This window comes from Methylomonas sp. TEB, from assembly GCF_047777895.1.
In the GTDB taxonomy this organism is placed as follows: domain Bacteria; phylum Pseudomonadota; class Gammaproteobacteria; order Methylococcales; family Methylomonadaceae; genus Methylomonas.
Window position 1 is genome coordinate 1,661,386 of sequence record NZ_CP180476.1, and the last position, 15,981, is coordinate 1,677,366.

Genomic DNA, 15,981 nt, shown 5'->3' on the forward strand with positions numbered 1-15,981 from the left:
GCGGTATGTTACACGAGGCGCGGGGATCCTGGCATACCCGTCATTTCACGCACACTGCGCCGGAGGGCGATTAATGACATCGGTACGGATTTTGTGGCTAGTGCTTTGCCTGGTTTGGATAGCGGCGGAAATTGCTTTGGCCCGCCGTACTGCGCTGCAAGCCGGGCCGGTCGTGAATACGGAGCGGCGTTCGCAGCGCATTTTGTGGATCAGTATTTTGGCAAGTCTGGCTGTGGCATTCTGGTTTAAAAGTCTGGCGTGGGCGCCTATAAGGATTGATTATCTGCCTAGGCAAGCGCTGGCCATGCTGTTGTTTGCCTCGGGGCTTTATCTGCGTTACGCGGCGGTGATGAAATTGGGCCGATTTTTCACAACTAACGTGCTGATACAGCAAGAACACAGATTAATCAAAGAAGGGCCTTACCGTTGGCTACGGCATCCGGCCTACACCGGTTTGCTGATCGCTTTATTCGCGGCGGGTGTGGCGATGGGCGATTTTATTGCTTTGGCATTGTTGCTTATGCCGACGGCATGGGCGTTTATCCTGCGCATCGAGATTGAAGAGCGGATGTTGCTGGCGGAGTTCGGTGCGGTTTATGCCGATTTTTGCTTATCGACCTGGCGGTTGTTGCCTTGGATATATTGAAAGCGTATTGGGGCGGTTTTAACCGCCCCAATAGCGGATAGACCTAGCCGGTTAATTCATCCAAATATTTTTCCACATCCAAAGCCGCCATACAGCCGGCGCCGGCTGAGGTGATAGCTTGTTTGTAATGCGAATCCATCACGTCGCCAGCCGCGAATACGCCGGGTACACTGGTGGCCGTGGCATTGCCGTGGATGCCGCTTTTAACGACGATATAGCCGTGCTCCATCTCCAGCTGGCCGGCAAAAATGTCGGTGTTGGGGGTGTGGCCGATGGCGATAAACACGCCGTGCACGTCCAAATCTCTGGTGCTACCGTCCTGCGTGCTCTTGATACGCAGACCGGTAACGCCCATGTCGTCACCCAGTACTTCGTCCAGCTCGTGATTCCATTCGATACGCACATTGCCGGATTTTGATTTTTCGATCAGTTTATCCGACAAGATTTTTTCGGAGCGGAATTTGTCGCGTCTATGTACTACGATCACCTCGGAGGCGATGTTGGACAAATACAGGGCTTCCTCCACAGCAGTATTACCGCCGCCGATCACCGCGACTGGTTTGTTGCGGTAAAAGAAACCGTCGCAAGTGGCGCAGGCGGAAACGCCTTTACCCTTGAACGCTTCTTCGGACGGCAGACCCAGATATTTTGCGGAAGCGCCGGTGGCAATGATCAACGCATCGCAGGTGTATACGCCGGCGTCGCCGGTTAGCGTAAACGGTTTTTGCGACAGATCGGCGGTATGGATATGGTCGAAAATGATTTCGGTATTGAAGCGCTCGGCGTGCAGGCGCATCCGTTCCATCAAATCCGGGCCTTGCAAGCCTTCCACGTCGCCAGGCCAGTTGTCCACTTCAGTGGTGGTGGTCAATTGGCCGCCTTGTTGCATGCCGGTAATCATCACCGGATTCAAGTTAGCGCGCGCGGCGTAAACGGCTGCGGTGTAACCGGCCGGGCCGGAACCTAGGATTAAGAGTTTGCAATGTTTTGCGGCAGCCATTATGTCGAGTCTCCATGCGGGTTAGGGTAGCAAAATTATAAGGGCATTCCCCCCGCGATAAAACCGATTTACCAACTGGTTTTTAATGGCGTGGCCGGTAAAGCTAATGTGAAATCGATTTACATCATCTATAATCATGTTTTGTGACGCTTTTATTGTGAGCCGACAACTATGGTTGCTGTTGTGGAAGAAAGAGCCTCGCGAGGCTATCGCGAAATCGCATTACTGGGATTTTCGAGTTGTGCGTTGTTTTTTTTAATTGCCCTGGTCACTTTTAATTCCAACGATCCGGGTTGGAGTCATAGCACATCGTATCAATCCATCAGTAACGCCTGCGGTTTGTTTGGTGCCTGGCTGGCGGATTTTGTACTGAGTTTTCTGGGCTTGATGGCCTACCTGATTCCGGTGATGATTTTCTGGTATGGCTACATCCTGTTTCAAGGTTCCCGCCAGACCGGTGGGCAGTGGGCGCTGGCGTCGCGCTCGGCAGGTTTCCTGGCTACTACAGTGTCCGGCTCGGCGATTCTGTTTTTGCACCTGCATTTTCTGCGTACCAAGATGGATTTGCCGGAGAGCCCGGGGGGTATTCTGGGGCGGGAAATTGGCGACGCCTTGGTGCATCTGTTAGGCAATTCCGGTTCTACCCTGTTGTTACTGGCCATTTTCATGACCGGCGTGACCTTGTTTACCGGCTTGTCCTGGCTGACGATGATGGCGTTTATCGGCAAATGCGCGATGACGGCCTGTTCGGTTGTGGGCCGGCAGGCAGTTGAGGTGCCCGAGCGTTATCGCGCGGATAGACCCGCGCGACTCGAACCTGTAAAAGAAACCAAAAAACCGCGTAATCAGCAATCCGAAGTTAAAACCGAAGAGCGCGCGAAAAAGTCGCAAATTCAAGTGCTAGAAGCCGCGCAACCTTCTGCCGCTGTCGCGGTTAGACCCTTGCGTAGAAAAGACAGCAAATCCGTGGACGATATGGAGCCCGGCGCCTACATCAACGCCTTGCCAACCTTGTCTTTGCTGGACAAGCGTGAAATCAAGGTGAAGCGCTATTCCAAAACCGAGCTGGAAGAAATTTCCCGCCAAGTCGAGGATGTATTGCAGGATTACGGTATCGCCGCCGAAGTGGAAGCGGTATTGCCTGGACCGGTGATTACCCGGTTCGAATTACGCTTGGCGGCCGGTGTGAAAGTCAGCCGCATCAGCAGCCTGGCCAAAGACTTGGCGCGCGGTTTGTCAGTAACCAGCGTGCGTATCGTCGAGATTATCGAAGGTAAATCGGTGATTGGTTTGGAGATTCCGAATCAAGAGCGGGAAATGGTTTCGCTACGCGACTTACTGGTATCGGATGAGTTTGAGCGGGCTAAATCCAAGCTCAGCATCGCGATGGGTAAGGACATTTCAGGCACGCCAGTGGTGGCCGATCTGGGCAAAATGCCGCATGCGCTGGTGGCCGGCACCACGGGTTCCGGTAAATCGGTAGCGATCAACACCATGATTCTGAGTTTGCTGTACAAAGCCAAGCCGGAAGATGTGCGAATGATCATGATAGACCCGAAGATGCTGGAATTGTCGGTGTACGAAGGCATCCCGCATTTGCTGACGCCGGTCGTTACCGACATGAAGGACGCGCAAAACGCCTTGCGTTGGGCGGTGGCGGAAATGGAGCGTCGTTACAAATTGATGTCCAAATTGGGTGTGCGAAATCTGGCCGGTTATAACCAGGCGGTCAGGGAAGCGGAAGCGGCCGGTCAGCCGATTCGCGACCCGCTATTCCGGCCGGAAACGCCGGTGGCATTGGAAGACTATCCTTTGCTGGACACACTACCCAGCATCGTCATTGTCATTGATGAGTTGGCCGACATGATGATGGTGGTCGGTAAAAAAGTCGAAGAGCTGATCGCTCGTCTGGCGCAGAAAGCCCGTGCCGCTGGCATTCACTTGGTGTTGGCGACGCAACGGCCGTCGGTGGATGTATTGACTGGCTTGATTAAAGCCAATGTGCCGACCCGAATTTCTTTCCAGGTATCGTCGCGTATCGACTCCCGGACCATCATCGACCAAGGCGGTGCAGAGGCCTTGTTAGGCAACGGCGATATGTTGTTCCTGCCGTCCGGCACCAGTATCCCGTTGCGTGCCCATGGTGCTTTTGTGGACGACCACGAGGTGCATCGGGTGGTGGAATTCTTGAAAAAAACCGGTCCGACCAATTACCTGGACGAAATTACCCAGGAACGTACCGATAGTGGTGAAGTGGCCGGTTTGGACAGCGAGGACAGCGAGTCCGATGCGTTGTACGACGAAGCAGTGGCTTTCGTGACCGAATCGCGCAAAGCGTCTATCTCCAGCGTCCAACGCCGGTTTAAAATCGGTTATAACCGCGCGGCGCGCATTATCGAGGACATGGAAAACGCCGGCGTGGTCAGCATGCCGGAAACCAACGGTACCCGCGAGGTATTGGCGCCACCGCCGCGCTAATTGCGATGAGTAACCTCATTTTGGGCTTGCTGGTCGTCGCTGCCGTTTCCGGCATCGGCGGCTGGTTGCTCAGTTCCAAACAAAGCCAGGAAACGCCGGTTAAAATAATGATGTTTGTGGGTTATTTCTGGCTGTTGGCTTTCGCGCAATTATTGCTGGTCGCTTTAAGCTATTTTGGCTGGCAACATTTCTCGGCTTGATTTTTCTGACATGAACCTAATTCCCGAGCTAATCGGTTATCTGGCGGCGACTTTGACCACCGCTTCTTTTCTGCCTCAAGCAATTAAGACCTTCAAAACCCGCGACACCGAATCCTTGTCGCTAGGCATGTACAGCATGTTTACCTTGGGGGTGTTGCTGTGGTTGATTTATGGTATCTATTTGGTGAACATAGCTATCATAGTAGCTAACGCTATTACCTTTTTGCTGGCAGCGGCTATCTTGGGCTTTAAGATCCACAATCTGCTGCGTAAATGAATATGCCGGGTCAACCACAATGTCTTCCAGTGCTTCCAGCCATATCGAAATAAAAGCCGATAGTTTCGCCGCCAATGACAGCAGTGCTTTCATTGAGAAAATTCGCCCGAATACCGGCATTTCCGAGCCTGTCTACAAGCAACTGCAAAGACGCATCAACGATATGATCCAGTCCGGCGAGCTCGGAGATGGTTTTAGTCTGCCATCCGAGCGAGCTTTGGCGGAAGCGTTGGATCTTAGTCGCACCACGGTGCGGCGTTGTTATGAAGAATTGCGGGCTCAGGATTGTATTGCCACTCATGGTCGCGCCGGCGTCACGGTTAAGGCGCCACCTTCGCGGATTAATCCGGAGATGGGTAAACTGAAAGGTTTTACCGAGGAAATGCGCGAGTTGGGAGTTACCCCGTCTACGCAAATTCTCGAGCACAAGATTGTCGTCGATAGAACTATCGCGTCTATTTTTAATCGTCCGGCGTCTACGCGATTTCTACGTTTGGTAAGGGTGCGCTTGGGAGACGGTATGCCGCTATCGCGCGAAGTGGCTTGGTACGATCTAACGGTAGCGCCGGCTTTGGCTGATTGGAACGGCGAAGGCTCCGCCTATCAATACCTTGAGCTCCAATGCGGCTTGGGCTTGGTGCACGCCGAACAATCCATCGAAGCGGTGCTCAGCGATGACGTGGAAGTCGGCGTATTCGGGTTTGACCAGCCGGGTCCCTGCTTGTTGTTGAAGCGCAAGACCTACGCCGACAACGGGCAGATTGTGGAGTATGTCGAAGGCACGTTTCGCGGCGACGCCTATACCTATCGGGTCAATCTGAAAATCCGGCCGAACTAGACTAATTTTGGTATTGGATTGGTTTTTATAAAATGATCAATCTCGGCTGGCGTCGGCAAGCACCCCAATACGCCATGATGCTTGGCAACCCAGGCACCGCTGGCACAGGCTCGGCTCAAAGCCTCGGTTAAACTCAGATTATTCAGTAAGGCAGTTGCCAGACCGGCGCTGAATGCGTCGCCGGCGCCGGTGGCGTCCAGTGCGGCTATTGGCCAAGCCGGTTGGTGAAGAACCACGCCTTCCGTTAACGCCACGCATCCCGCCTCACCCAGTGTGACCACCAGCAGTTCCCCGGACCAGGCAAGTTGTTGCGCCCACTTGCATAAGTTACTCAGCCACTGCGCCAGGCTGATCACATTGTTGCTTAGGCCGAATAATGCAGCGGCTTCGGTTTCGTTTACCACCAAAATATCGGTTAGCTTTAATAAGCCAGGATCAGGTTGCCGCCAGGGTGACGGATTTAACATGGTGCGGATGCCGCGCTGACCAGCGATCTGGAAGGCCCTGCGGATCGGCGCTTCCGGGATTTCGAATTGGGCGTAAATCAGATTGAGATGGGGCAGGGAGGCCAGGGCTTGTTCGACGTGTTCCTCTTTCAGCAGCGTGTTGGCGCCTGCATGGACTGCCAGGAAATTCTCGCCGGTCGGGCTGATAAAACCGACACCAAAACCGGATTGCGGTCCTGTTTTCAGCAGCCAGCGGCTGTCCATGCCCCCGTTCTTGATGAGCTCAATTACTTCATCCGCCGCCGAATCCATTCCCAGCGGCAATAGCATTGCCACCTCAGCGCCAAGCGTATGCGCGGCTATGCCAACATTCAAGCCTTTGCCGCCGTGTTCCTCGATCATGCCGGTTGCTTGCAAGGATTCGCCCGAGCAAGGCAAGCGCTCAACGTTCAGACAATGAGCATGGACATAGCTGGCTAATACTAGGATGGACACGAAATCTCCGTTTTAGGAAAAAAGTCTGTGAAATAGTACCGAAATAAAACCAATAATTTACGATTGACGCAAAAAAATCTAAATGGTATCTATATGGTTACTTAATTAAATACCAAAAAGATGGAGTATTAGCTATGACCCAGCAAGTTCTGAATATCAATAACACCCAAATCGTCAGCGGTACGGAAAACATGACACCAGGCGAGGGCGGCGCGCATACCCGATTGCTCTGGGCCAGTGTGCCACCTTTTTCGGCCAGACCTGATGTAACCGTTAGTATCTATTCCGCCGAAGGTATGCCAAACGCCGGTACTACGTTTGTTCCTTGGTCTATCGAGTACGTTCCGGGTGGTGCGGCTGGTGGCCGAGACCTGATAGCCATTTCGGCAGCCAATACCGAAACCGGTTTGGAAACCGATGTCGATGTAGTTTGCAGTTATCTGGCCATTGGTCCAAGTGAGTAGCCCTTTATTTATGCTACCGATTTCAGTTCGTTTAGAAATTCGAACTGACCGGTGAAGCCAAGCTTCGTATTTCCAAAGGAAATATTATGAAAGTCAAAACTGCATTACTAACCCTGTCCATCCTCGATCTGCTGGTCTTCAATACAAATGCCGTCGCGAGTGCGAACGCAACTGCCGAGGTTAGCGTTGACTGGAATACCTTGAGAGTGACTTCGGGAACTAGCACCAATGCCGGAATTGCTTGGTACGATAAATCTTCGCGCGTGGATACGCGGATGGACACGCCTTACGGCGAAGGCACTTATTCATCGGATTGGGTGACGCCGTTGGCCAGCTTACAAACGGGGAGTGGGATTCGCTCGCTCACCTCGAAAGCCGATGTCGATTCAAATATTTTGCACAGCTATTCCCAGGATATAGATCCAGCATTCGGCGACGCGGTGACCACCGAGAGTTATCGCACCGGCAGCTTTACCGGTTCCGGAAGCGGTGCGACAACCTTCTCAGTCGACTACAGCATGAATATCGGTTTGGTGCCTGGCAGCGGGACCAATGATGTGGCGGCGGCCTGGGTGTTGCTGGTGGTAAACGATTTTGGTGATCCCAACCGATCTTTGTCCAGCCGTAAGGATCTGTTCCTTAATGCCAGTTTCGTCGGTAGTTTGCCGAACCAGGCCGCTGGCACTTTATCGGTCACGCTGCCTACCACAAGTACAGGGCGGGTGTCTTTTAAGGTTACCACCCATGCTTACGCGAACGTCTCAGGGGTTTCTCAAGTGCCGTTGCCAGCCACGGCTTGGCTGTTCGGATCGGTATTATTGGCGCTAATCGGAGCGGTGCGTCGGCAATGGGCCGCTGCGGCCGGTATCTGAAACTTTTCTGATTTCCCAAGTAGCGTTTAAGCGCACCGGCACAAGTTTTGAGTCTGGCCGGTAGTTGTGACATCCACCATTCTTAATAACGTTAATCAATTAGAGGGCTTTTATGAATCGCTTCCCGTCTTTGCTGCCGCTTTGTGCAGTATTGGCTTATGCACCAACAGCAGGTGCGTACACCACATCGTTGACCGTGATCGCCAGCGCTAACGCCGCTTATGGCAGTCAGTCCTACGATGCGGATTCCAAGGTGTTAAACAACATCAATAGCCCTTCATCGTATGCGGTCGATGCGTTGTATCAAGTACCCAATGCGGGTGGGCCGGGTAGTTACGTTGAGACGTACCGCTCCGCCGCCGGCGGTTTTGTCACTCCCGGCGTAATGAAAGCCAGTGCCAGTGCCAGTGCGACAGCCTATGCCGCGAATGTCGCCAGTGCCAGCAGCAAAGTGTCATTTGCCGATAACTTCAAGTTGGTGGGCCCCAGCGGTAGAAATATCGATCTGACTTTGACTTATTTGGTGTCGGGAGCATTGTCCGGCACCGCGGCCGCCAGCGGTGCTGTGCAACTAAGTACGGGTGACAGTATTTCTTTCACGGAAAATGGTTATACACCGCGCAGCTTCAGTTGTTCATGGCTGGCGTCGTGTACCGGCGTGGCGACATTTTCGGTGCCAGTCAATACCTTGATTTCACTGGATGCTTTTCTGGAAGTCGGAGCGGGTGCCAGTAGCTATTTCAAACCCACCGTAACCGAGTCATCCGCCAATTTCGGCAACACCGGTTTGGTGTATCTCGGTATTGCCGATAGCCGTTATCAGTTGCTGAGCGGCAGTGGTTTTAGCTACGCCCCCGTGCCGTTACCTGCCGCGTTTTGGACTTTTGTTGCCGGATTGTATACGTTGGGCTATTCCGTACGGCGCAAGTCGGGCCTGGGCTAGATCGACACGCCATTGCTAAGCCGGCACGGCAAAAGTATTCGTCACTGAAGCTTTTGCCCTTCGCCTGACCGCTAGCCGTGCCGCAGTCCTGCTTCTGTCTCTTGGCTGTTATTAAGTTGTTACAATGCGCGGCCAACTTGAACAAGCGGCTGCTAAATCGGCCAGAGAAGCATAATTAATGAAAACCAGAGATAGAAGGCACGGCGTTGTACTGGTACACACCGGCGAAGGTAAAGGTAAGTCCTCAAGTGCGTTTGGCATGGTATTCCGCGCCGCCGGGTGGGGCATGAAGGTCTGCGTGATTCAATTCATCAAAGGCCAGTGGCAAACCGGCGAGCAACGGGCGGCGACGCGATTCGAAGAGATCGAGTGGCATGCCTTGGGCGATGGTTTTACCTGGGATACCAAGAATCCGGAGCAAGATATTAAAACCAGCCGGGAGATTTGGGAGTTTGCCAAACAAAAAATCCTCTCCGAAGAATTCGATCTGGTGATACTGGACGAAATCAATTATTGCTGTGGCTACGGCTGGATCAGCGGCCAGGAAATCGCCGATTTCATCAAAAACGATAAACCCACCTGGCTACACTTGGTGATGACCGGCCGCAATGCGGCGCCGGAAGTCATTGAGGCTGCCGACACGGTCACCGAGATGACCCGAATCAAACACGCTTTTGCCGCAGGCATCAAAGCCGAGCAGGGCGTGGAATTTTAAGCTGAAAAAAAACCGGGCTTCTGGCAGAATTGCCGGTTTTTAATCCAGGCACCAATACCACTATGCAACAAGCAAAAAAACTTATCGAACAGTACTATCAAGCATTCAACAGCGGCGACATGGATACCTTTCTGAGCTTGTTGACCGACGATGTGGTACATGACATCAACCAGGGCGACCGCGAGCAAGGCAAGGCTGCTTTCGGCGAGTTCATGAAAAAAATGAATCGCCACTACAAAGAACAGTTGGTGGATATGGTGATCATGGCTAACGAGGACGGCACCCGCGGCGCAGCGGAGTTTGTGGTATTGGGCGAATATCTGAATACCGACGAAGGTCTGCCGGAAGCCAACGGCCAAACTTATCGTTTGCCGGCCGGCGCGTTTTTCGATATTCGCGACGGTAAAGTCGCGCGCATCACCAACTACTATAATTTAGGCGATTGGATTGCGCAGGTGGATCCGCAGTAAGGCTTTTATCAGGCGCATTGCCGATACCGGTCGATTGGCATAGAATCCGAAGGGTAACAATTCGGATTCGCCGAAAAAATAACTACAAAACAGAGGAGAGCAACAATGGGTGAAACACAGAAATTGATGATCGCTGTGGTGGGGGTGTTTGTAGCCGGTTTTATCTTGGTGGGTGTCAGCAAGGATCAATCCAACGAGGAAAAAGAGGCAGCTGCGCAAATCCGCACGTTGGTAGCCATGCAGGAAATGGCCAACCAAAAATGTCCGAAATTGATCGAAAACAAAACCGGTACCCAAGTGTATTTCCCGTCCAAAACCGATACCGATAAAACGACCTATGTCAAGATGGAATGGGTAGGCGAGAAAGACTCTAACTTCAAAACCGCATCCTGTACCCTGCATTTGGCATTGGGAGGCGTGTCGAAGCTGGTTATCGATGATAAGGTTTTGATTGACAAGAAATTTTAATCAAAGGCGGCGTTTTGCGCGATAGCTGGAAACGCCGTCTTGTCTCCCATTGATCGGTTAGCGGTGAAAGATTTCGTTAGCCGATTTGTCAGTGCTTTTATGAATATCGACGCCGGGTGTGGTCGTCGTCTTCTTCGCAAATTAACCATCCAAACAGAACCGGCAATACCGTCTGCCGTTTGCCAGGCACGTTGGCTGGTAAAACAGCTAACGCATCGTAGTAGCGGATGCCAGGTTTACCGGGAATCGCAAAGTCAGGCGGCGTAATCGATCAAAAGCGCCCAGGCCGGGTTTTATGTTTTCGGGATTTTTCAGACAAAATACACAAAAATAATAATTAACTAGAGGTGAAAAGATGGCGGATACGACCATCCTGAAAGGTGTTTTAAAAACCTGGAAAGACGATAGAGGTTTTGGCTTTATTCAGCCGGATAACGGCGACAAAGATATTTTTGTACATATTTCCTCTTTAAAAGGCATGGCCCGCCGTCCGGTGCGCGGCGACGTGTTGTTTTATGAAGTCGCCCGTGATACCGGCGGTAAATTGAAAGCAGTGAATGCGCGCATCGAAGGCGTGCCTTACGAGCAAAAATCCGGTAAGCCTAAACTGTGGGTATGGTTGCTGGCGGCGGCACTTGCTCTAATAAGCGGGGCAGTAGCGGCTTATTTCTTCTAGCGCGCCGAAAAGCTGTGATCGGTAGCCGATATTATTGACCGAGATTTTTCAACCAAACGAGTAAAACATGGACTGGCTACACTATTTGACCGACATTCTGCTGCACATCGATAAGCATTTAGCCAACATCATCAGCGACTACGGCACACTGACCTATGCCATTTTGTTTTTGGTGATTTTTGTCGAGACGGGTTTTGTAGTGATGCCGTTTTTGCCCGGTGACTCCCTGTTGTTTGCCGCCGGTGCCTTCGTGGCGATGGATGCTTTCAATCTGCCGATATTGCTCGGCGTATTGGGAGCTGCGGCGGTGCTGGGCGATACCGTCAACTATTGGATAGGCCGCAGCATTGGTCAACGCGCCTATTCGCTCAGTTGGGTAAACCGCGAACATCTTGACCGCGCCCAGGCCTTTTATGATACCTACGGCGGCAAAACTATTGTATTAGCGCGCTTTGTGCCTATCGTGCGCACCTTTGCGCCGTTCGTGGCCGGGATAGGGAAAATGCCTTACAGCACTTTCATTTTGTATAACATTATCGGCGGAGTGGCGTGGGTGTTGATTTGCGTGTTTGCCGGCTATTTCTTCGGCAATATTCCGCTGGTGAAGAAAAACTTCGAGTTAGTGGTGTTAGGCATCGTGTTGATTTCGGTCTTGCCGATAGTCCTGGAAGTTTGGAAAGCCCGTAAACAAGCCAAGCAATAAGGTCGCATGATGGTAGAGATGAACGATTCGCAAAAATGGTTTGTACTGGCCTTTATACTGGCTTTCGGCGGCCTATTGTATGTGTTGGCGCCGGTGCTGATGCCTTTTGCGTTTGCGGCCATTCTCGCTTACCTAGGTGATCCTGTTGTGGATAGGCTGGAAACTTTGCAATTCCGTGGTTGGCGTTTAAATCGGACGCTGGCGGTCATGGTGGTGTTTTCCGGCATCATTTTTTCAATAGCGGCGCTGCTGATCGTCATCATTCCTGCCCTGGAATATCAAATCAGCGAATTCATCGACAAACTGCCGTCTTATTTAAACTGGATAAACAAATCGGTCGTGCCGGTTTTGCAAAAATATCTGGGACGCACGATTAGACCGTTGCGCGAAGATCAATTGATTAATCTGATCAAGAGTCATTGGCAAGACGGCGACGGCGTTGCCGAGAACCTGATTCAATCTGTCTCCCATTCCGGTGCGGTGATCGTTGGTTGGGTGATGAATCTGGTGTTGATTCCGGTGATTACCTTCTATTTACTGCGCGATTGGGACGACTTAGTGGCGCGAATCCACGATTTGTTTCCACGCCGCGTTGCCGGCACTGTCGCCAAATTGGCCGGCGAGGCCGACGTGGTGTTGGGTGCGTTCATGCGCGGCCAGTTTTACGTGATGCTGGCGCTGGGCGTGATTTACAGCGTCGGCTTATGGTTGGTGGATCTGGAACTGGCCTTGGTGATCGGCATGCTGGCCGGCTTGGTCAGTTTCGTGCCGTATATGGGCGCTATAACCGGTATCGTCTTTGCCTGCATCGCGGCCTTGCTGCAATTTCAGGATGCGATGCATTTATTGCCGGTGTTGATCGTTTTTGCGGTGGGTCAGAGTATGGAAGGCATGCTGTTGACGCCGTGGTTGGTCGGAAACAAAATCGGTTTACATCCCGTAGCAGTGATGTTTGCTGTGCTGGCGGGTGGTCAGCTGTTCGGGTTTTTAGGCGTCTTGTTGGCCTTGCCGGTGGCGTCGGTGATTATGGTGCTGTTGCGGCATATCCATGAGCGTTATACCTTTAGCGGTTTTTACAGCAAAGGTTAGTGTTCACTATGCGCAATGCGTCGTTATTCGCGGCATTATTGCTAGTTTCGACATCGGTGTTTGCGACCGATAACCGCAGAGAGCAGGACTTTGCTGCGGCTATTCAGCAACAATTGTCCATGGGGCAGGCGGTTTGGTTGAAATCCGCCGACAAAACCTTTCTGGCGCTCTTCACGGAAGCCGAAAAGACCGACAACAGCCAAGTGGCAATCGTACTGCACGATATGGGCGAACATCCCGATGCCAAGCCCTTGATTCATCGCTTGCGAACCACGTTGCCGATGCATAATTGGGCGACGCTTGCCTTACAAATGCCTATCAGGGAAAGCGGCGCGCAGGCTGAAGACTATTACCCGCTGTTCGAAGAAGCACGTGGACGGATTGATGCGGCTGTGGAGCATCTGCTGAAAAACGGTGCGAAACATATCGCAATTGTCGGCTACGGCATGGGCGCTTTGATGGCCGCATCCCGCCTTGCCGATAAACCCAATGACGTGGCGGCGCTGGTATCGATTAGTTTGCCCGTGCCGCAAACCACTGCAACACAGGCGCAAAGCCTCGATTTGATTAAAAAAGTGCAATTGCCTTTTTTGGATGTATATGCCGAGTTTGATTTACCGGCAGTGCTCGATAGCGCCCGGCAACGGCGTATGGCCGGTAAAGATAATCCGGTGTATCGGCAGATAAGAATGGATGGCGAGGATCACGGCTATCAACAAGATTACGATTTGCTTGTAAAGCGCGTATACAGTTGGCTGACTACGACGGTCAGCGAAGATTAATAATTATTACAAAGGGTGTAACACATGCTTTTAACCGAAGAATTGGTCGCGGAAATTAAATTTTTATCCTTGTTCAATCTGGAGTCCGTACAAGAAGGCGTCAAGGTGCATGGCAATGCCGAGCCGGTATTGATTGCTGCGGCGCAACGTCTGTTCGACAAAGGATTGGTCACCCAGCATGACGGCGGGTATCTGACCGACCTGGGTATAGAAGTGGCGGAACACGCCCAACGGATGTTGACGATATTGCAGTCTAACTAACGACGATTCAAAGGCCTAGGCCCAGCTCGAACAACCATTTCAAAGAGACGTAAAAAATCAGGGCAATGACTAGGCTATAGCCGAGAAATCGGATGGGCTTGTTCAGATTGTGGCGGAAAAAGCCTTGGTATTCGCCTTGCGCCTTCAATTGCCGGTACAGTGCGCGTTGGTTTAGGGCGCGTTCTTGTTGGTATTTGTTGAATAATTGTCTGGCTTTATCGGCGTCATCGCGTTGATAAAGCCAGATAGCCGGCATGGAAATGCCCCAGTTGCCTGCTGACGTTTCGTAAAATTCAATATCGTTGTCGGCCAGTAACTGCCGAACATCGTCCGCTTCGTCCGTGGGTACGCCTCTTAGCGAGAAAAATAAAATCGTCATAGCCAGCCGCATGGTGTAAGAAGCGCAAATTATAAATCAATAAGCGTGCATCGAGCGCCGGGCAAACTCTTCAGAATGAATCATCCCAGCCCATTTCCACTGCCTGCTCAGACCTCTGTTGTTTTGCTGGAGGATGCTGGAGCAAATCCAAGTGCAGATAGTTTGCAAGGCGTGCTGCGCGCGCAGGATTTTCGCTGTGCGGTGGCGTCGAGTGCGGATGAGGTGATGGAGCTGCTGACAAATGCGCCAGTGGACTTACTGATTATTGCCTGTCGAGATTGGCCTTGGCGGCAGGTAGCCGATATGCGCGATGCGGCCGACTCCTACCTGCCTATCATATTGATTGCCGATGATTTAACCGACACGCTGCTGGACCATTGCGCCGCTGTTGAGATCGACGCTGTCATTTGTCGACCGGTCAATCAGCATTTATTGCTGTTAAAAATACGGTCGTCATTAAAACTGCGCATGTTGTATCAGCACGAGCACGCGCAAAAAACGCTGTTGCTCGATTATTGGCAGACTTCCGACCTGGAACATGAAGTCGCGGCCAAACTGTTCAACGACGTGTTAAAAGCCGACTTTCTGGAAACTGAAGCCGTGGAAGTGGTGATGTCGCCGATGGCCTTGTTTAACGGCGATTTGGTGTTGATTGCCAAAACCCCGGAAAATCATTTGCATGTGCTGTTGGGCGATTTTACCGGCCACGGTTTGTCGGCATCGATAGCCGCTACGCCGCTGGCGGATATTTTCTATGGCATGACGCGGAAAGGTTTCGATATTAACGAAATCGTTACCGAAATTAACGCCAAACTGTATCGGGTGTTGCCGGCCAACCGCTTTTTGGCGGCGACGGTGGTGGCGCTGTATCCCGAGTCGTCGTCTATGAAAAGCATTACCTGCGGGCTACCCGAGCATTTTTTAGTCAATCATGCCGACAACAGTTTTTTGGCGATACGCTCTTTGAATATTCCGCTGGGTATTCAGCCTTCGATTGACATCGAAGAGCAACTGCATCGGGTAAGCGAGAATCAGCGCTTATATCTGCTCACGGATGGTATTTTTGAGGCGGAAAATGCTGAAGGTGAGCTTTTCGGCGGGGAACGCATTCTTAATGCTATCCGGCAAAGTAAATCCGACGCCATCAAAAATTTGCAGGCCAGCCTTGAAGCACACACCGGCGGTGCGATTCAGAAAGATGACAATACCCTGGTTATTTTGAGCTGTGCGGTCGATAGCGTGCCCTGGGGGCGGCGAGAAATCCGGCTTCCCCGGCAGCGGATCGCCGCGACGACCTGGAAGCAGGTACTGGAATTTGACATCGATAGTTTGCGCCTGATCAATCCGGTGCCGGTCATGGTCAACACCGTCATGGAAATTCAGGGTTTACAGAATTATCGCCAGGATATTTTTATGATAGTCAGTGAATTGTTCGCGAATGCGCTGGACCATGGCGTGCTGGGCTTGGATTCGGCTCTGAAGAGCAGTCCGGAGGGCTTTATGCGCTTTTATGCGATGAAGGACGAACGCTTGCAACAGCTCCAGCGCGGCAAAATCCGCTTATCGTTTATCCATCATGCGACCGAATACGGTGGCCGCTTGATCGTTAAAGTCGTCGATAGCGGCAACGGCTTCGATTGGCGACGGCGCATCGGTTTGCGGAAGAGTGATGAGGCCTATTGCGGCCGCGGTATTATCATGCTGGAGACTTTATGCAGCAGCCTGAGCTACCACGGTTGCGGCAATCGCGTAACCGCCGTTTTCGATTGGCGGCATTAA

At 52.1% G+C, this 15,981-nt stretch carries 20 protein-coding genes; 17 read left to right on the top strand and 3 right to left on the bottom strand.

Translation table 11 applies throughout. The features are described from left to right. Positions 1 to 73 precede the first annotated feature (73 nt). A complete protein-coding gene (locus tag ACMXD4_RS07535; protein ID WP_415880349.1) occupies positions 74 to 646 on the top strand; it encodes a methyltransferase family protein in 573 nt (190 codons plus the stop codon). Positions 647 to 689: 43 nt separating this feature from the next. Here ACMXD4_RS07535 and trxB read toward each other — a convergent pair whose 3' ends face one another. Next, positions 690 to 1,646: a thioredoxin-disulfide reductase gene (gene trxB / locus ACMXD4_RS07540; protein WP_415880350.1), complete on the bottom strand. Its 957-nt coding sequence runs from the start codon at positions 1,644 to 1,646 to the stop codon at positions 690 to 692. 171 nt (positions 1,647 to 1,817) lie between these two features. On the opposite strand from trxB, the gene ACMXD4_RS07545 reads away from it, so the two are divergent. From ACMXD4_RS07545 to ACMXD4_RS07560, 4 genes are read left to right on the top strand one after another with little or no spacing between them, the layout of a single operon-like run. Continuing rightward, positions 1,818 to 4,124, top strand: a complete 2,307-nt coding sequence (locus ACMXD4_RS07545; protein WP_415880351.1) for a DNA translocase FtsK — start codon at positions 1,818 to 1,820, stop codon at positions 4,122 to 4,124. A gap of 5 nt (positions 4,125 to 4,129) precedes the next feature. Further along, on the top strand, positions 4,130 to 4,324 hold the full coding sequence (locus ACMXD4_RS07550; protein ID WP_415880352.1) for a hypothetical protein: 195 nt from the start codon (positions 4,130 to 4,132) through the stop codon (positions 4,322 to 4,324). A 10-nt stretch (positions 4,325 to 4,334) separates the two neighbouring features. Then, the gene (locus ACMXD4_RS07555) at positions 4,335 to 4,601 is read left to right on the top strand and encodes a SemiSWEET transporter (RefSeq protein ID WP_033155423.1); all 267 of its coding nucleotides are present in this window, start codon (positions 4,335 to 4,337) and stop codon (positions 4,599 to 4,601) included. Between the two features lie 19 nt (positions 4,602 to 4,620). After that, a complete protein-coding gene (locus ACMXD4_RS07560; protein ID WP_415880353.1) occupies positions 4,621 to 5,439 on the top strand; it encodes a GntR family transcriptional regulator in 819 nt (272 codons plus the stop codon). Here the strand turns inward: ACMXD4_RS07560 and ACMXD4_RS07565 are convergent. Next, complete coding sequence (locus ACMXD4_RS07565) at positions 5,436 to 6,380, bottom strand: ribokinase (RefSeq protein WP_415880354.1); 945 nt, start codon at positions 6,378 to 6,380, stop codon at positions 5,436 to 5,438. The two genes, ACMXD4_RS07560 and ACMXD4_RS07565, sit on opposite strands and share 4 nt — an antisense overlap. Positions 6,381 to 6,514: 134 nt before the next feature. Here ACMXD4_RS07565 and ACMXD4_RS07570 point away from each other — a divergent pair, with 134 nt between their 5' ends. The 11 genes from ACMXD4_RS07570 (at position 6,515) to ACMXD4_RS07620 (ending at position 13,823) form a co-directional block, all read left to right on the top strand. Next, entirely contained in the window at positions 6,515 to 6,844 is a 330-nt protein-coding gene (locus tag ACMXD4_RS07570) for a hypothetical protein (protein WP_033155420.1), read from the top strand. 86 nt (positions 6,845 to 6,930) lie between these two features. Next, positions 6,931 to 7,716 carry a hypothetical protein gene (locus ACMXD4_RS07575; protein WP_415880355.1) on the top strand — a complete coding sequence of 262 codons (786 nt, stop codon included), beginning with the start codon at positions 6,931 to 6,933 and terminating at the stop codon, positions 7,714 to 7,716. Between the two features lie 112 nt (positions 7,717 to 7,828). Continuing rightward, on the top strand, positions 7,829 to 8,659 hold the full coding sequence (locus tag ACMXD4_RS07580) for a hypothetical protein (protein ID WP_415880356.1): 831 nt from the start codon (positions 7,829 to 7,831) through the stop codon (positions 8,657 to 8,659). A gap of 178 nt (positions 8,660 to 8,837) precedes the next feature. Next, positions 8,838 to 9,374: a cob(I)yrinic acid a,c-diamide adenosyltransferase gene (cobO, locus tag ACMXD4_RS07585; protein ID WP_033155417.1), complete on the top strand. Its 537-nt coding sequence runs from the start codon at positions 8,838 to 8,840 to the stop codon at positions 9,372 to 9,374. Positions 9,375 to 9,436: 62 nt separating this feature from the next. After that, positions 9,437 to 9,844 (top strand): ketosteroid isomerase-related protein, encoded by a 408-nt coding sequence (locus ACMXD4_RS07590; RefSeq protein ID WP_415880357.1) that lies wholly within the window; start codon positions 9,437 to 9,439, stop codon positions 9,842 to 9,844. Positions 9,845 to 9,949: 105 nt separating this feature from the next. Beyond that, entirely contained in the window at positions 9,950 to 10,312 is a 363-nt protein-coding gene (locus ACMXD4_RS07595; protein WP_415880358.1) for a hypothetical protein, read from the top strand. Between the two features lie 355 nt (positions 10,313 to 10,667). Continuing rightward, positions 10,668 to 10,988, top strand: coding sequence for a cold shock domain-containing protein (locus tag ACMXD4_RS07600; RefSeq protein WP_051669653.1), 321 nt, complete (start codon positions 10,668 to 10,670; stop codon positions 10,986 to 10,988). Between the two features lie 67 nt (positions 10,989 to 11,055). Further along, positions 11,056 to 11,691 carry a DedA family protein gene (locus ACMXD4_RS07605; protein ID WP_319963019.1) on the top strand — a complete coding sequence of 212 codons (636 nt, stop codon included), beginning with the start codon at positions 11,056 to 11,058 and terminating at the stop codon, positions 11,689 to 11,691. Between the two features lie 18 nt (positions 11,692 to 11,709). Continuing rightward, entirely contained in the window at positions 11,710 to 12,780 is a 1,071-nt protein-coding gene (locus ACMXD4_RS07610; RefSeq protein ID WP_033155782.1) for an AI-2E family transporter, read from the top strand. A gap of 8 nt (positions 12,781 to 12,788) precedes the next feature. Further along, complete coding sequence (locus tag ACMXD4_RS07615) at positions 12,789 to 13,562, top strand: DUF3530 family protein (protein WP_415880359.1); 774 nt, start codon at positions 12,789 to 12,791, stop codon at positions 13,560 to 13,562. Positions 13,563 to 13,586: 24 nt separating this feature from the next. Continuing rightward, entirely contained in the window at positions 13,587 to 13,823 is a 237-nt protein-coding gene (locus tag ACMXD4_RS07620; RefSeq protein WP_171695983.1) for a TIGR02647 family protein, read from the top strand. A gap of 7 nt (positions 13,824 to 13,830) precedes the next feature. Here ACMXD4_RS07620 and ACMXD4_RS07625 read toward each other — a convergent pair whose 3' ends face one another. After that, positions 13,831 to 14,202 (bottom strand): DUF6164 family protein, encoded by a 372-nt coding sequence (locus ACMXD4_RS07625; RefSeq protein WP_415880360.1) that lies wholly within the window; start codon positions 14,200 to 14,202, stop codon positions 13,831 to 13,833. A gap of 75 nt (positions 14,203 to 14,277) precedes the next feature. On the opposite strand from ACMXD4_RS07625, the gene ACMXD4_RS07630 reads away from it, so the two are divergent. Continuing rightward, positions 14,278 to 15,981, top strand: coding sequence for an ATP-binding SpoIIE family protein phosphatase (locus ACMXD4_RS07630; RefSeq protein WP_415880361.1), 1,704 nt, complete (start codon positions 14,278 to 14,280; stop codon positions 15,979 to 15,981).

Excerpts from the sequence above, each read along its gene's own strand:
- ACMXD4_RS07535 (WP_415880349.1), top strand. The coding sequence starts at position 74 with ATGACATCGGTACGGATTTTGTGGCTAGTGCTTTGCCTGGTTTGGATA.
- trxB (WP_415880350.1), bottom strand. The coding sequence starts at position 1,646 with ATGGCTGCCGCAAAACATTGCAAACTCTTAATCCTAGGTTCCGGCCCG.
- ACMXD4_RS07545 (WP_415880351.1), top strand. The coding sequence starts at position 1,818 with ATGGTTGCTGTTGTGGAAGAAAGAGCCTCGCGAGGCTATCGCGAAATC.
- ACMXD4_RS07550 (WP_415880352.1), top strand. The coding sequence starts at position 4,130 with ATGAGTAACCTCATTTTGGGCTTGCTGGTCGTCGCTGCCGTTTCCGGC.
- ACMXD4_RS07555 (WP_033155423.1), top strand. The coding sequence starts at position 4,335 with ATGAACCTAATTCCCGAGCTAATCGGTTATCTGGCGGCGACTTTGACC.
- ACMXD4_RS07560 (WP_415880353.1), top strand. The coding sequence starts at position 4,621 with ATGTCTTCCAGTGCTTCCAGCCATATCGAAATAAAAGCCGATAGTTTC.
- ACMXD4_RS07570 (WP_033155420.1), top strand. The coding sequence starts at position 6,515 with ATGACCCAGCAAGTTCTGAATATCAATAACACCCAAATCGTCAGCGGT.
- ACMXD4_RS07575 (WP_415880355.1), top strand. The coding sequence starts at position 6,931 with ATGAAAGTCAAAACTGCATTACTAACCCTGTCCATCCTCGATCTGCTG.
- ACMXD4_RS07580 (WP_415880356.1), top strand. The coding sequence starts at position 7,829 with ATGAATCGCTTCCCGTCTTTGCTGCCGCTTTGTGCAGTATTGGCTTAT.
- cobO (WP_033155417.1), top strand. The coding sequence starts at position 8,838 with ATGAAAACCAGAGATAGAAGGCACGGCGTTGTACTGGTACACACCGGC.
- ACMXD4_RS07590 (WP_415880357.1), top strand. The coding sequence starts at position 9,437 with ATGCAACAAGCAAAAAAACTTATCGAACAGTACTATCAAGCATTCAAC.
- ACMXD4_RS07595 (WP_415880358.1), top strand. The coding sequence starts at position 9,950 with ATGGGTGAAACACAGAAATTGATGATCGCTGTGGTGGGGGTGTTTGTA.
- ACMXD4_RS07600 (WP_051669653.1), top strand. The coding sequence starts at position 10,668 with ATGGCGGATACGACCATCCTGAAAGGTGTTTTAAAAACCTGGAAAGAC.
- ACMXD4_RS07605 (WP_319963019.1), top strand. The coding sequence starts at position 11,056 with ATGGACTGGCTACACTATTTGACCGACATTCTGCTGCACATCGATAAG.
- ACMXD4_RS07610 (WP_033155782.1), top strand. The coding sequence starts at position 11,710 with ATGAACGATTCGCAAAAATGGTTTGTACTGGCCTTTATACTGGCTTTC.
- ACMXD4_RS07615 (WP_415880359.1), top strand. The coding sequence starts at position 12,789 with ATGCGCAATGCGTCGTTATTCGCGGCATTATTGCTAGTTTCGACATCG.
- ACMXD4_RS07620 (WP_171695983.1), top strand. The coding sequence starts at position 13,587 with ATGCTTTTAACCGAAGAATTGGTCGCGGAAATTAAATTTTTATCCTTG.
- ACMXD4_RS07625 (WP_415880360.1), bottom strand. The coding sequence starts at position 14,202 with ATGACGATTTTATTTTTCTCGCTAAGAGGCGTACCCACGGACGAAGCG.
- ACMXD4_RS07630 (WP_415880361.1), top strand. The coding sequence starts at position 14,278 with ATGAATCATCCCAGCCCATTTCCACTGCCTGCTCAGACCTCTGTTGTT.